The organism is Methylomonas methanica (assembly GCF_001644035.1).
In the GTDB taxonomy this organism is placed as follows: Bacteria; Pseudomonadota; Gammaproteobacteria; order Methylococcales; family Methylomonadaceae; genus Methylomonas; species Methylomonas methanica_A.
In genome coordinates this window covers 22,778-36,815 of record NZ_LUUG01000117.1, presented here as the reverse complement: position 1 = coordinate 36,815, position 14,038 = coordinate 22,778, and the positions used below count along the sequence as shown (strand labels likewise).

At 52.8% G+C, this 14,038-nt stretch carries 12 protein-coding genes; 5 read left to right on the top strand and 7 right to left on the bottom strand.

Annotated features, from left to right (window positions below):
- Positions 1-53 precede the first annotated feature (53 nt).
- The 4 genes from A1332_RS21335 to A1332_RS21320 all read right to left on the bottom strand — a co-directional run bounded on the left by A1332_RS21335 (position 54) and on the right by A1332_RS21320 (position 4,783).
- Positions 54-1,607: an N-acetylmuramoyl-L-alanine amidase gene (locus A1332_RS21335; RefSeq protein ID WP_064010431.1), complete on the bottom strand. Its 1,554-nt coding sequence runs from the start codon at positions 1,605-1,607 to the stop codon at positions 54-56.
- 35 nt (positions 1,608-1,642) lie between these two features.
- Positions 1,643-2,113 carry a tRNA (adenosine(37)-N6)-threonylcarbamoyltransferase complex ATPase subunit type 1 TsaE gene (gene tsaE / locus A1332_RS21330; RefSeq protein ID WP_064010430.1) on the bottom strand — a complete coding sequence of 157 codons (471 nt, stop codon included), beginning with the start codon at positions 2,111-2,113 and terminating at the stop codon, positions 1,643-1,645.
- A complete protein-coding gene (locus A1332_RS21325; protein ID WP_064010429.1) occupies positions 2,113-3,576 on the bottom strand; it encodes a bifunctional ADP-dependent NAD(P)H-hydrate dehydratase/NAD(P)H-hydrate epimerase in 1,464 nt (487 codons plus the stop codon). The genes tsaE and A1332_RS21325 overlap by 1 nt, the downstream gene beginning before the upstream one ends.
- Before the next feature lie 277 nt (positions 3,577-3,853).
- Positions 3,854-4,783, bottom strand: coding sequence for a restriction endonuclease (locus A1332_RS21320; RefSeq protein WP_064010428.1), 930 nt, complete (start codon positions 4,781-4,783; stop codon positions 3,854-3,856).
- A gap of 158 nt (positions 4,784-4,941) precedes the next feature.
- Between A1332_RS21320 and A1332_RS21315 the strand changes: the two genes are divergently transcribed.
- From A1332_RS21315 to A1332_RS21305, 3 genes are all read left to right on the top strand, one after another.
- The gene (locus A1332_RS21315) at positions 4,942-5,523 is read left to right on the top strand and encodes a hypothetical protein (RefSeq protein ID WP_064010427.1); all 582 of its coding nucleotides are present in this window, start codon (positions 4,942-4,944) and stop codon (positions 5,521-5,523) included.
- 166 nt (positions 5,524-5,689) lie between these two features.
- Positions 5,690-6,769, top strand: a complete 1,080-nt coding sequence (gene queG, locus A1332_RS21310) for a tRNA epoxyqueuosine(34) reductase QueG (RefSeq protein WP_064010426.1) — start codon at positions 5,690-5,692, stop codon at positions 6,767-6,769.
- A 237-nt stretch (positions 6,770-7,006) separates the two neighbouring features.
- Positions 7,007-7,528, top strand: a complete 522-nt coding sequence (locus A1332_RS21305; RefSeq protein WP_064010425.1) for a putative metalloprotease CJM1_0395 family protein — start codon at positions 7,007-7,009, stop codon at positions 7,526-7,528.
- Here A1332_RS21305 and A1332_RS21300 read toward each other — a convergent pair whose 3' ends face one another.
- The gene (locus A1332_RS21300) at positions 7,529-7,798 is read right to left on the bottom strand and encodes a PilZ domain-containing protein (protein WP_064010424.1); all 270 of its coding nucleotides are present in this window, start codon (positions 7,796-7,798) and stop codon (positions 7,529-7,531) included.
- Between the two features lie 89 nt (positions 7,799-7,887).
- The gene (locus A1332_RS21295) at positions 7,888-9,129 is read right to left on the bottom strand and encodes a glutaredoxin family protein (RefSeq protein ID WP_082879820.1); all 1,242 of its coding nucleotides are present in this window, start codon (positions 9,127-9,129) and stop codon (positions 7,888-7,890) included.
- Between the two features lie 161 nt (positions 9,130-9,290).
- Here A1332_RS21295 and mrcB point away from each other — a divergent pair, with 161 nt between their 5' ends.
- Positions 9,291-11,618, top strand: a complete 2,328-nt coding sequence (gene mrcB / locus A1332_RS21290) for a penicillin-binding protein 1B (protein ID WP_064010498.1) — start codon at positions 9,291-9,293, stop codon at positions 11,616-11,618.
- Between the two features lie 2 nt (positions 11,619-11,620).
- Positions 11,621-12,247: an outer membrane lipoprotein chaperone LolA gene (lolA, locus tag A1332_RS21285; protein WP_064010423.1), complete on the top strand. Its 627-nt coding sequence runs from the start codon at positions 11,621-11,623 to the stop codon at positions 12,245-12,247.
- Between the two features lie 6 nt (positions 12,248-12,253).
- Here lolA and A1332_RS21280 read toward each other — a convergent pair whose 3' ends face one another.
- Positions 12,254-14,038, bottom strand: a complete 1,785-nt coding sequence (locus tag A1332_RS21280) for a sigma-54-dependent Fis family transcriptional regulator (protein ID WP_064010422.1) — start codon at positions 14,036-14,038, stop codon at positions 12,254-12,256.

Genomic DNA, 14,038 nt, shown 5'->3' with positions numbered 1-14,038 from the left:
GCGGATGGAAATGAAACGGGGCGAAATGATTCGCCCCGTTTTAGATTGGATTATTAGCTGTCTCGCGGAATCTGCAACACTTGGCCGATGCGCACGTTGCCGTCGTTCATCGCATTGGCCATACGCAAAGCCCGCATACTGATCCCGTATTGTTGGGCTATGCCGGACAGCGTTTCGCCGCGGTTGATCACATGATGGGTGCCGGCATTGCTCGCCACCACTGTCGGAGCAGCATCCAGCTCTCTAGCCGCCAACAGCGGTTTTTGCTCTGTTTTCGCTTTAGCCACCGGTTCATTGTCATCCACAGCCAACGCAGCCAATTGCACTGCTTTGGATTTGCCGGAACGATTCAGCTGAGCCATCATCGTATCGGCCGGCGCATATTGTTTAAAGTGGCCGACTATCCCGCTAAATACCGCCGAAGCCATTTTGTTTTGATAGGCCTTGGTATTCAAACGACGCTCTTCTTCCGGATTGGAAATGAAGGCGGTTTCCACCAGAATCGAGGGAATTTCCGCTGACTTCAACACCACGAAACCGGCTTTTTGCACCGCGCTTCTATGCAGATGGCCGACGCTTTTCACGCTTCTTAAAACCTTGTTGCCGACATTCTGACTAGCTTCTTTCGCGGCTTTGTTGGATAAGTCCATCAATACCGACGTCAATGTGTCATCCCTGTCCTCGCCGCCGCCATCTACCGCGTTTTCACTGGCGGCCAACCAACCGGCACCGGCGCTGGAAGCACCGTTGCTCGCCAAGGTATAAACTGATGCGCCATGCGCTTGGCTATCGCTGAACGCATCGGCGTGGATGGACACGAACAAATCGGCTTTAGCGGCACGGGCAATGCGGCGGCGCTCGTTTAACTTCACAAAATAATCGCCGTCACGAATCATCACCGCCTTCATGCCCGGCTGGCTGTTGACCATCCCTTGCAAACTCTTGGCAATCGCAAAGACCACGTCTTTTTCCTGGGTGCCGTTAGCGCCTTGCGCACCGACGTCCTTACCGCCGTGGCCGGCATCGATGGCAACGATGATGTTACGACCTTTGGCTTTGGCGACGGATTTAACCGCGACAGGTTTGGCAGTGGTCTCGGATTTTTTGCTGGATTTATCGGCTTTTTCGGCAACGGCAATCACTGATGTGGCTGCCGTTTTTTCAGTTTTAACCGCAACGACAGGAGTAAACGCTCTTTCCGCTGGTTTGGCTGCCAATTGCGGCTGCGCCGGCTGATCTTTTGCGGCCAAATCGATTTGCAGATTCTTGCCGACCATGGCTACTTTGGCGTCGGCATCAGATTTCAATTCGACGACGATACGCAAATCTTTGTTGTTACGCATCGCGCTACGGGCAAAGCCAAACAAGGGATGATCCGCAGCCGGTTGATTCAAACCCTGCGTCATTTTGGCGTCGACAAAATCCACGACCAGACGGTTAGGACTTTTCAAAACAAACGCGTGATGCTTGACCGTGCTCGGCAGGTTGACCAATAGTTGATTGGCCGATGAGTAAGTGACCGCACCCAGTTCAGTCTGAGCCGCGAATGCGGAAAACGTGGGTAATAACAAACCCCATATCCAGAAAATTCTAAACATCTGCTGCATACCCCGCATTTCCACTAGTGACAACTTCGTTGAAATTATAGCAGTAGGTTATTGTTTTTCCAGTTTAGTTTTATACCATTTAGCCGATTTTTTGCTAACACATTGATTTCAGCGGTACGTTGTTGCTGAAAATAATTCAACTTTACTTCCAGATCGGCCGTGGGCAAAAACCCCGCGCCCATTTGCGGCCATTCGATGCAGCACAACGCGTTTTGATTCAGATAATCGTCCATGCCCATCCATTCCAGTTCTTCCGGATCTTTCAGCCTATACAAATCAAAATGAAACAAGCGCCGGCTATTCACTTCATATTCCTCAACCAAGGTATACGTGGGGCTTTTCACCGCGCCTTGATGACCGGCGGCACGTAACAAGCCGCGTACCAGTGTGGTCTTGCCGGCGCCCAATTCGCCGTACAAAAATAGTAGACATTTTGCCGGCAGGGCTTGCCAGAGCGCGGCGCCCAGCGCTTCGGTATCTTCGGGGGTTTCCAGCGAGATATTCATTAATTCAATAATTTCCTAATTCGTTCCGGCAAGTCGCCGGCCAGCAAGCCACGCTCGCCAAATTCCAAAGCCAAACTGTCGGCGGCTTCGCCATGCACATACACGCCCAACCGCGTCGCTTCATCCAAGCTCAACCCCTGTGCCAGCAAGCCGCCGATCAAACCCGACAACACATCGCCCATGCCACCGCTAGCCATTCCTGGGTTGCCGGTAGTGCCGACATACACCGTTTCGCCGTTACTGATCAAGGTGCCGGCGCCTTTTAATAAACAGGTGCCGCCGTACTGATTTTGCATGTCCGTTAAGGCTGCAAAACGATCTGACGAGATTTGCCGCGTATTACAACCCAGCAAGCGTGCGGCTTCGCCGGGGTGCGGTGTTAACACCCAATTCTCGCGCCGCGTCGACTGCTCCGCGAGCAAATTCAAGGCGTCGGCATCGAGCACGCAAGGCTTATCGCTGGCTATTACTGTGTTAAACATCTCCCTGGCCCAATCATCCTGCCCCAGACCCGGCCCGATCACCACCACGCTGGCTTTATCCAGCAAGGCTTGCAAAGTTTCGCCGCATTCCACGCCATGACACATTAACTCCGGCCGGCCAATATTAATCAAGCTGCTATGCGCGGCGCGGGTGGCGATGCTAACCAGACCGGCGCCGGAACGCAAGGCCGCCTCGCCCGCCAAACGTATCGCCCCGGTATAACCCAGATTGCCGCCAACCAACAACACATGCCCGAAATGGCCTTTGTGGGCAATGCGCGCGCGGCGCGGCAACTCGATTTTGTCCAGCAATAGCGCGAATGGCGGCATTGCCGCAAGAACTGCGTCCTCTATATCCAGAGTGCTGCAAACGATCTCACCGCAATACTCAGCCGCTTCTCCGGTATACAAGCCGCACTTCAAACCGATGAAAGTCACCGTCAAATCAGCCTTGACCGCGCAACCCAATACCGAGCCGGTGTAGGCATGCAAACCAGACGGCACATCAACGGCAACCACCGGACAGCTCGAAGCATTGATAGCCGCAATGGCTAACGTATAAACTTCACCCACATCACGACTCAAACCGATACCGAACAAGGCATCGACTATGACGCCTTGCAGCTTGGATTGTCCGGCTTCGAAGTCGCTGACACTGCCACCAGCCTGTAAAAAATCTTGATAGGCACTAAGCGCGTCGCCCGGCAAAACATTTGGATCGGTCAAGGCATAAACGCTTACCTGATAATTTGCCTGCAAGGCCAACTTCGCAACCACGTAACCATCGCCGCCGTTATTGCCGGCGCCGCAAAACACAGTGACTATTTGTTGTTCCGGCCAATGCTGCCGTATCTGCTCGAACAGCGCGTAACCGGCCCGGCGCATCAATTCCCGGCCCGGAATCCCCAGTTCGTCGATCGCGTATCGCTCGGCCTCGCGAATTTGGGCGGTGCAGTAGAGTTTGTTTTGGGGCGTTTGCATGTCGTGGCCTTGGGAAAATCGATAGAATATTGAGATTATTGGCGCTGATTTTACCGGGATTGCGTAAATGCTCTTCTCTGGCATTTTGTCGGACAGCACCTATCTTCCGCCTAAGCAAATTCAATCACCGCTAACAAGGGTGGAGGTTGACACTCCGATTATCTGCTCGCTCTTACGAAAACTTCAACACAATGACAAGTTATACTTTCAATATCCATGTTATCCAGAGACGACACAAAGTGTTGGTGTTCATTGGATCGACAGTTAAAATTTTTGCCTATTTTTTGAGTAAATTCCCCTGATCGTCGAATGAAAACTCTCGCAAGCGTTTGTCCGTAAGAATTAATAGAGATTCGCCTGACTCATCCTTCACCACGAATCTATTCGTGCTGTCATCCGTGATGATGATTTGCCTTGTGAAATACTCGTGAGGGACATGGTATTCAAGTCCTTTGAGTTCTGCTAGGACCCCATTTATGTTCAAGTGATGCCCAGGCAGCAAATAGCAACCATGGGACGTTTTGTCATCATCGCTCGCCTCGCCATACCCAGTGGTCGTTAGTGTTTCCAGGGATAGTATAGGACTTCCCGACGCATCAAAGAACTCACTCAGCCCTAACTGGTATGTAAACTTTGACTCGCCTTCCTTGAGGAACTTGGACTTCAATAGCTCTTGGGCTTCCTCTGTTAATGCTGGGATGAACTGACCATGGGATGGCGCTGGAATCTCAAAGTGTACGTTGATGATGATCTTTTTTACGAATCCATTTTCATCTTGCTCAGTGCTTAGCAAGAGTTCATAAAGGTTGATTTCCTTTCCTCCGGTTATGGCCTTTGCTGCCTGTGCATACTTTTTTGCAGGAGCGGTGAAACCAGTAGCAGAGAAAAACGCGCCACTTTTGATTTCAGCAAGGTCTGGCAAAGCTCCGCCTAGTTTTTGAAGATCTCCTCTACCAACTTTTGCTCCCCTGTTGGAATAATCCTTTGCCTCGCCCATTGTTGCTTTGTCACCTGCAGTTGGCTTGTGATGAACATCAAGTTGATACAGAGTTTTAGAAAACTGCCCTCTCAAATTGGCGTCGTGACGTACTTCGCCACCCTCGAGCAAGAAAATGGCAATGGACGCAAGGCGCTCGAACGCTGCTCCTGATTTCGACGGCAACTCACCGTATATAGTTTCGTACAACTGTTCTACTGGAGAAGCCATGGCTATCCTGAAAGTTCTAACAAGAATTTAAATAGCTAAACATTGAAGGATGATAAATCATCTGGTAGCCACCTCGTTGGTTAACAGAGCATTTTCCCCACGATCTATCCAATCGATTATGCAACAATTGCCCCACTAAATCGATACGGAGCAAAACCATGCGTCAGTTTCTGTTGATCACCGTGACACTAATTGCGCTGAGCGGATGCGCGTCGGAATCCTGCGATAAGGACGTCATCAACATCCTTAATCCCAATCAAACCAGTGCGAAATTGCTGATGGATTACGCCAAAACCGCTGTCTGTAAAACTGGCCCGGCAGGCGAAACTAAACCTACAACAGTAGACGAAGAGCGCAAGTTGGTGTTGATTTATGATCTGTATGCCAAAGCCAGAAGCTATGCGATTTTAAACAAAGTGTTTTTCTGGTTGTCCCTGGTGTCTGCGATGGCGGTGTTTTTATGGCCGGCTCTGGGCGTATTGTTGAAAGACCGGCTGGGCGAGCGCGAATGGTATAAATCGGCGATTGTGCAAACCACCGTCACCGGCATCGCGGCGTTGATGTTCGCGTTTTACAGCCAATACAAAGACAAGCAAACCTATACGGAAAATTTGATGCGTTACGCGGTGTTTTCCGATAAGCCGGTGGCTGAATTAAGCCAGAAAGTGATAGAGGAGATAGGCAAAATCGATATTGGCTTTAGTTTTAGCGGGGTATTTGATAAGAAAGAAGACAAATAACCGGGATGGGCGAATTGCCGTTTATCAAAAATGTTCAGGTAGACTTTTTATAAAATCACCCGTTCTAATATTGGATGTAGGGCCGAATTTATTCGGCCTGTCCGCTGTTTAAAGCCTAAGGTCGAATAAATTCGACCCTACACATTTTGCCTAAGGTTCCGTTAGATTGAACAGTCCTCCCCACCAAACCGAAGATTTGACAGCGCTTGTCCAACGCATCAAGCAATGGGGCGAGGAATTGGGTTTTCAGCAGATCGGCATCAGCGATACCAACCTGAACGACGCCGAACGGCATCTACAGCATTGGCTGGACCAAGGCTTTAACGGCGAGATGCAGTACATGGCCGCCCACGGTTTGAAACGCAGTCGACCGGCCTTGCTGCAGGAAGGCACGCGCAGCATTATTTCGGCCCGGATGGACTATTTGCCGGAACCGCCCGCTGCCAGCCAGCGGCTATTGGACGATCCGGCTGCGGCGTTTGTCTCCCGCTATGCCTTGGGCCGGGATTATCACAAACTGCTGCGGAATAGATTGCAAAAACTGGCGGACAAAATCAGCGCGGAGATTGGCCCGTTCGGCTACCGGGCCTTTGTCGATAGCGCCCCGGTTTTGGAAAAAGCCATCGCCGAGAAAGCCGGGTTGGGCTGGATAGGCAAGCACAGTAATCTGATCAACCGCCGGGCCGGCTCCTGGTTTTTTTTGGGCGAGATTTACACAGACTTGGCGCTGCAAAGCGACCAAGCCGCCAGCAATCATTGCGGGCAATGCCGGGCCTGTCTGGATATTTGCCCAACGCAAGCCATCGTCGGCCCGTATCAAGTCGATGCCCGCCGTTGCGTATCGTATTTAACTATCGAATTGCATGGCAGCATCCCGGTCGAGTTTCGGCCCTTGCTGGGTAACCGAATTTACGGTTGCGACGATTGCCAATTGGTGTGTCCGTGGAACCGCTTCGCCAAACTTAGCGCGGAAAACGATTTCAAACCCCGGCATCGTTTGGATCAGGCCACCTTGCTTGAGTTGTTTGCCTGGACCGAAGCCGAGTTTCTGCAAAAAACCGAAGGTTCGGCGATTCGCCGCATCGGCCATTTGCGCTGGCTGCGCAATATCGCGGTCGCGCTGGGCAATGGTCAAGCAACGCCAGAGGCCAAAGCGGCTTTATCTGACAGATCTAGTCACGATTCGGAGATGGTGCGCGAGCATATTGAGTGGGCTTTGCAGACCTTAGACAGTCTGAACATTTAGCGGGAACTTCCAATAATTCATAATCGTCTCTTCAGCGCAAGCAGGAGCCGAGTGAAATTAACAAATTGGATTCCCGCATCAGCGAGAATGACGGCCCCAGGCAGTAAAAAATAGGCAAGACTTCCACAGTCGCGCCTACCACCACAACTCAGGCTAAATATGCGTCTAAGACTTGAACTCGAATGAAGTCAAGGTGTATTCTTAGAACCAGTTAACAGAATCCGCTCGAGGCCCAAAATGCTGGTCACCGCCTCTTCCAATCAAACCTCGCTATATCGGCTGACCGCCCGCAGCCCAGCCGCGACCGGCGAAGCAGCGTCTGTCGAACCCATCCCCCAAACCGCGAAAAGCGGAAGCGCCCAATCCGGCCAATATAGTCCGGAACAGCTAAGCCAAATTGCCGAGCTTAAAGCCCGCGACCAGGAAGTTCGAGCTCACGAACAAGCTCATTTAAGTGCTGCCGGCGGTATCGCCGTCAGTGGTGCGCGTTTTACTTTTGTGACGGGGCCGGATGGTCAACGTTACGCTACCGGCGGTGAAGTGAATATTGATGTCTCGGAGGTTGCCGGAGACCCGGAAGCGACTCTGCGTAAAGCCGACACCATCCGCCGTGCAGCATTAGCACCGGCCAGTCCGTCAGGCCCGGATCAAAGCATCGCCGCCAAGGCTGCGGCAATGGCTAATAAAGCCCGCGGGGAATTGTTAAATTCGCAAAAACAACCCAGCCGTAACGGCGAGCTTATAGACCTGACCGCCTGATCAACGCGGCGCAAACTCCAGGCCAAACCCCACGTCCGGCTCTACCCTTACCACAATAGCCGTTTGTATCGGCGCATCGTCGAATTCGGTGGTTTGTACTTCCACTAGCGCGCCAATCGGCGGAATTAATTCGTTGGCACAGAGTAAAAACAAGCCTGTTTCGGAAAAGTCCCGCATATCCACAACCACAGCCACTGCTGAAGCCGGCACCGTCATTCTGATTTTGGCACGATGCTTTAGGCGCGGGTGCCTGCGCTTGTTATCAATCACGAATTCTCCTAGATCGTTTCGGTTTTAAGGCAAGTGATAGTATGAAAGCATGCCGATGTCAAACGGCGGCCCGCCGGCAATACCCCCATCTACTCGACTAAACCCCGCAAAATTAAATACAGCCCCAAGCCCACCATCACCAAACCGCTGAGCAATTTCAGCCAACGGCCTTCTTTTTCCTGCAAGCGATGTTGACTCAAAGTGACGACGCCCACACCCAGCACTATGACGTCATCCAACATATAAGCCAGATTGTACAGCAATAAGTAGCCGTAATAGTCCAGCCCGCTTAATTCCCGCAAGGTGAGGATGCGGGTGTAAAGAGCCGGAAACCCGGACGTACACAGTAACTCGACAATCTGCACCAGCAAGGCCAATACCACGGCACCCAGCATTGCACCCGCCAGATTTTCGGCTTGCAGGATCCGCCGAATCCGGTTGTAGATGCCGGGTTTGGCGGAGGCGGGAATCGATAGGGACACACCCACGCCAAACGCCCAAAAATCTTTCAGATTGATCGCGCCGGCCAACAGGGCAATGCCGGCAATAACCAATTCCGAGGCCCGCGATAAGCCTATCAACAAAAACAAATTCAACCAGGCAGCCATAAAAACAAAGTAAGCCAGCCCTTCCACCACCACAAAAGCCCCGGCCACCGCCAACATTCTGGGCCGATTTTGCATAGGCGCCAGCATCGAAATCATCAGAATCAATACCCACATCGAGCACGGATTAAAACCATCTAGCAAACCCATGGCCAGCGTAAAGGCCGGTAAGCCGACCTCGTCAAGACCGATGCGTCTGCCGAATAAGTTCACGGCAAACACGTCCGATTCGGGCGCGGCTGGCTGGCTAACCGGCACATCGCAAGATTCGCTGACCTGCACTTCGCAACTGCCGGCCTCCGCGTCGGACGCTTCAACTTGCCGCGCACCGGCACGCAAGGCATTACGAATCAAACCGCCACTGCCGGCTTCTTCGGAATAGCCGACGATATATTCGCCCCGCACTAGAAATGTCGGCAATCTGATTGGCCCGGCTTGCCGGGATTCGCTAATCTGTTGCAATCGTTCCAAGGCGGTTGGCGTTTGCGAGATATTGCGAATGACGATCCTTATGTCGGGTTGCTCACCTTTTAAAATCGCCAAAAACTGTTCAGCTTGTTCGCAATGCGGACAACCGTCACGCACAAAGGCTTCGATATCGACCCGGTTTTCGACGGCGCCGACAGCCGGCGTTATCGTCAGCGATAGCAGCAGCGCCAAGCCGAAACGCATCAGTATCGACGGTAGCTGGGTCGACCATTCCGGAAACAGTTTCACTATCAGCACTCGCCTATCCTCCTCAATAACTCCAGCAATCTGTGCGGAAGTACTCATTTTATTAGATAATAACAAGTTAAATGAATTGCGCCGAACCAGCGGGTGCAATTTTCGCCCCATTCACACACAGCCGCCGCTAAATGCCGGTGGCGAGATCAGATACCGACTTAATGGCCAGACGACCCAGAAGCAGCAAATCGACCGTTAGACGCAGAAAATCGAAACCCCAAGCATCATGGCTGAAACGCGCGCTTGTTTCGCTGTTCTTAATAGCGGCTTTTGTACTGGCGGCTTATGTCAGCTACCTAGATTACACGGTACGCGAGCAATTCGAGGGCAAGCGTTGGTCTATTCCGGCTCGCGTGTATGCCAGCCCTGTCGAGCTGTACGCCGGTTACGAAATTTCCAGCAAAAATCTGGAAGACTTATTGCTGGAATTGCATTATCGTCAGGATTATCAATTGGCCGGCGAAGGCTCTTATTTCGTCAAGGGCGGCCAGATCAACATCCGTACCCGCGCCTTCAACTTTGGCAATACCCCCCAGGAAAGCCGCAAAATCAGCGTTAGTTTCACTAGCGGCGGCATCGCCAGCATTACTGACTCCGGCACCGGCGAGAGCTTGGCCATCGTGCGTATGGACCCGGTACAAATCGGCAGCTTTTATCCGACCCGCAAGGAAGACCGAATTCTGATCAAGTTGGACGAAGCGCCGCAAACCCTGGTGCAAGGCCTACTGTCTACCGAAGACAAAGACTTTTACAACCATTTCGGCATCTCGCCGAAAGGCATCGTCCGCGCCATGTGGTCGAACGTGAAAGCCGGCGGCATGGTGCAGGGCGGCAGCACCATCACCCAGCAATTGGTGAAAAACTTTTTCCTGAATCCTAAACGTACTTTGCGCCGCAAACTCAAGGAAGCGTTAATGTCCTTTATTCTGGAATACCGGTACAGCAAGGACGAAATTCTGGAAGCTTATTTGAATGAAATCTTCCTTGGCCAGGACGGTGCCAGCGCGGTACATGGCTTTGGTTTGGCCAGCGAATTCTATTTTGGCCAGTCCTTAAAAACCCTGAATCTGCATCAAGTCGCCACTTTGGTGGCTCTGGTGCGCGGACCGTCCGAATACGATCCACGCCGCAATCCCGAGCACACCCTGGAGCGCCGCAACATCGTGCTGGACGCGATGCACACTGAAGGTTTTATCGACGCACAGCAAGTGAGCGAAGCCAAAAAACAACCCATAGGTGTTGCGACTGTGATTCATCGGTCGGCCAATCGCTATCCGGGTTTTATCGATTTGGTCAAACGCCAATTGAAGCAGGAATATAAAGAAGACGATTTAACCTCGGAAGGCTTGCGCATCGTCACAACCTTGGACACCCGCATTCAAGACACGCTGGAAAAATCCATCGCCGCCAAACTGAAACAGCTGGAGAGAAGTCCGAAAAGTAACGATCTGGAAACCGCCGCCATCGTTACCCGCCGCGACAGCGGCGAGATCGTCGCGCTGGCCGGCGGGCGCGACGCCGAGGATACCGGTTTCAATCGCGCGTTGGATGCGGTACGGCCGATAGGCTCTTTGATCAAGCCGGTAGTCTATTTGACTGCACTGGAATATCCGGACCGCTACACCATCGCCACGCCTGTCAGCGACACCCGCCTGGAAATTCCGGCCGAAAGAGGCAAAACCTGGTCGCCGGACAATTACGACAATCAGGAACACGGCGTCGTGCCTCTGCATAAAGCCCTGGCACACTCCTACAATATGGCGACGGTGCGGATAGGCATGGACATTGGCTTGGCCAAAGTTGCTAACACCTTAAAAAGCATGGGCGTCAGCCGGCCGGTGGATTTGTTCCCCTCCTTCCTGCTGGGCGCGCAACCGCTGACCCCGCTGGAAGTTACGCAGCTATATCAAACCCTGGCCGGCGACGGCTATGCGACCCCTCTGCGTTCGATCCGCGCGGTAAACGCTGCCGATGGCAAAGCTTTACAGAGTTATCCGTTTACCGTGCGTCAAGCCGTCGATCCGGCGGCCAGCTTTATCACCAATACCATTTTGCAGGAAGTGATGTACGCCGGCACCGGTCATTCAGCTTATAACTATCTACCGCAAAACATGGCCTTAGTCGGCAAAACTGGCACCACCAATCAACTGCGCGATAGCTGGTTTGCCGGTTTTAGCGGCGACTTTCTGTCCGTAGTCTGGGTTGGCCGCGACGACAACAAACCCACCGGCTTGACCGGTGGAACCGGTGCCTTGCAAATCTGGTCCGAGCTGATGCGGCAAGTGTCGAAAAAGCCGGTCAGTCTGGTACCGCCCGATAACGTGCAGATGACCTGGATAGACACTGCCAGCGGCTTGCTCAGCAATGAAGGCTGCCCCGGCGCTAAATTAATGCCTTTCGTGGACGGCTCGGCGCCCAGCCAGTTTGCCGACTGCGGAGCAAGCCCGGAATCCGGCGAAAGCTGGCTTAATAACCTGAACCCTTTTTAACTATGTTTCTTAAACACATTTTTGCTCTGATTTTCCTGATCGCTACCACCTCTTCAGTCTGGGCCGACGATGCGCCGATTGCCCGGCTGAAAAGTTTTTTAGCCGGCAGCGCGTCCTTGACGGCGGATTTCAAGCAAATCAGTTTCGATAAAAGCGGCCGTCCCGCGCAAAACAGCTTCGGCAAGTTTTACCTGAGCCGCCCCGGTAAGTTTCGCTGGAACTACCAAAAACCATTTGTGCAGGAAATTGTGTCGAATGCCGGTAAAGTCTGGTTTTACGATGCCGATCTGGAACAAGTGACGGTAAAGCAGCTCGACGACTCGCTGGGTTCTACTCCCGCCCTGTTGCTGACCGGCGATGTGGATATAGAGGAAAAGTTTACCCTACAGGAGCAAGGCAAGGAGGATGATGGGATGAACTGGGTGAAGCTGTCGCCTAAGAACGAAGAAAGCGGTTTTAAATACATCCTGATCGGCCTGAACGGCAACCAGTTGGGCGGCATGGAACTGAGCGACAATTTCGGGCAATTAACCCGGATTTATTTTTCCAACATTCAGCTCAATCCCAAGCTGGACGAGGCCCTGTTTAATTTCAAAGCGCCGAAAGGCGTGGATGTCTTTGAAAACTAGCCTGACTCAGGCCGGTTTACTGATCCCCAGCTTTTCCATCCGCGACCGCAAGGTCGTGGATGGCACGCCCAAAATCTTCGCGGCGCCCTGATTGCCGGCGATACGCCAGGACGTCGCTTCCAGCGCTTTCAGAATATGCGCGCGCTCGGCTTCGTCCAGGGTGACTATCGGCGCGGCGGTGGGCGCGCCGGCACCCATTACATTCACGCAATCGACGGCTGCTAGCTGACTGCCCTTGGTTAAAATTACCGCGCGTTCGATGATATGTTGCAGCTCGCGAATATTGCCGGGCCAGAAATAGCTTTGCAGATCGGCCATCATCCGTTCCGGAATCGATTGGATTTTCTTGCCGAATTTTGCCGCGTACTTATCGATGAAATGTTTAACCAAAAACGGCACATCTTCCTTGCGCTCACGCAAAGGCGGCAAATTGATGGGAAACACATTCAGACGGTAATACAAGTCGGCCCGGAATTTACCCTGCTGCGAAAACTGCGCCAAATCCCGGTGGGTGGCGGCGATGACCCGTACATTACAGGTCAGGGTTTGGGTGCCGCCCACCCGCTCGAACTCGCCTTCCTGTAGTACCCGCAGTAACTTAGCCTGCATCTCCAGCGGCAATTCGCCGATTTCATCCAGAAACAAGGTGCCGCCGTTTGCTAGTTCGAAACGACCCAATTTGCGGGCAATCGCCCCGGTAAACGAGCCTTTTTCGTGACCGAACAACTCGCTTTCCGCCAGATTTTCCGGGATCGTCGCACAATTCAATTTCACCAAGGTTTTGTCTTTGCGGGCACTGAGATTGTGAATCGCCCGGGCGATCAACTCCTTACCGGTACCGGTCTCGCCGGTGATCAATACGGTCGCGTCAGTATTGGCAACCTGTCTCACCAAATCCATGGCTTGATGCAATGCCGGGGAGTTGCCGATCAATTCCTCTCCGTCGCGGCTGGCCAACACTTCTTCTTGTAGATACAGATTAATGCCCCGCAAGGTATTGCATTCCGCTTCCGCCTGTTGCCGGGCTTTGCGTTCGTTGATGTCACGCAGTATCAGAATATAAAGCTTCTGGCCGATGGCTTCCACGCGGGAGATGGTGGCTTCGATAGGGAAAGTGCTCTCATCGGCGCGCACCGCGCTCATGCCTTCCGAGACCCAGATCGCTTGCTCCGCAGGCACGCCGTTGCGAAAATTCGTCAGGGTTTTGTATAGCTCGGGCGACAAAAATCGATCCACCGCCCGGCCGATGTTGTCGGCCGCTTTACAGCGAAACATCTGTTCCGCCGCAGCGTTGAACAAAGTAATCCGCCCAGCTTCGTCCAGCGTCAAAATAGCGTCCATCGCATTCTCGAAAATCCGCGACAGGCGCTGCTCTTTTTCTTGCAACTCCAACTTCAACTTTTGCAGGGTCAGATGAGTTTGCACGCGGGCGAGCACTTCTTCGTATTGAAACGGCTTGGTGATGTAATCGACCGCTCCCACTTGAAAACCTTTTAACTTATCGGCGGTATCCGCCAAGGCCGTCATGAACAACACCGGAATATCGCGAGTCGTCGGAATGGTTTTCAGGGTCTGGCAGACGGTAAAGCCGTCCATGCCGGGCATCAGTACATCCAGCAAAATCAGATCGGGTAACTGCGCCACGGCTTGTACTAAAGCCACTTCCCCGGTTTCCGCGCGCAGCACGTCAAATCCGGCTTCATCGACCAAGCCCGCCAATTCTTCCAGGTTGACCGGATTGTCGTCCAGCATCAAAATTAACGGTTTCTCGCGCTGGCGTTTATGAGTCAT

Coding starts and splice junctions, on each gene's coding strand:
- A1332_RS21325 (WP_064010429.1), bottom strand. CDS start 3,576: ATGCAAACGCCCCAAAACAAACTCTACTGCACCGCCCAAATTCGCGAG.
- lolA (WP_064010423.1), top strand. CDS start 11,621: ATGTTTCTTAAACACATTTTTGCTCTGATTTTCCTGATCGCTACCACC.
- tsaE (WP_064010430.1), bottom strand. CDS start 2,113: ATGAATATCTCGCTGGAAACCCCCGAAGATACCGAAGCGCTGGGCGCC.
- mrcB (WP_064010498.1), top strand. CDS start 9,291: ATGGCCAGACGACCCAGAAGCAGCAAATCGACCGTTAGACGCAGAAAA.
- A1332_RS21315 (WP_064010427.1), top strand. CDS start 4,942: ATGCGTCAGTTTCTGTTGATCACCGTGACACTAATTGCGCTGAGCGGA.
- A1332_RS21320 (WP_064010428.1), bottom strand. CDS start 4,783: ATGGCTTCTCCAGTAGAACAGTTGTACGAAACTATATACGGTGAGTTG.
- A1332_RS21305 (WP_064010425.1), top strand. CDS start 7,007: ATGCTGGTCACCGCCTCTTCCAATCAAACCTCGCTATATCGGCTGACC.
- A1332_RS21280 (WP_064010422.1), bottom strand. CDS start 14,038: ATGACTCATAAACGCCAGCGCGAGAAACCGTTAATTTTGATGCTGGAC.
- A1332_RS21335 (WP_064010431.1), bottom strand. CDS start 1,607: ATGCAGCAGATGTTTAGAATTTTCTGGATATGGGGTTTGTTATTACCC.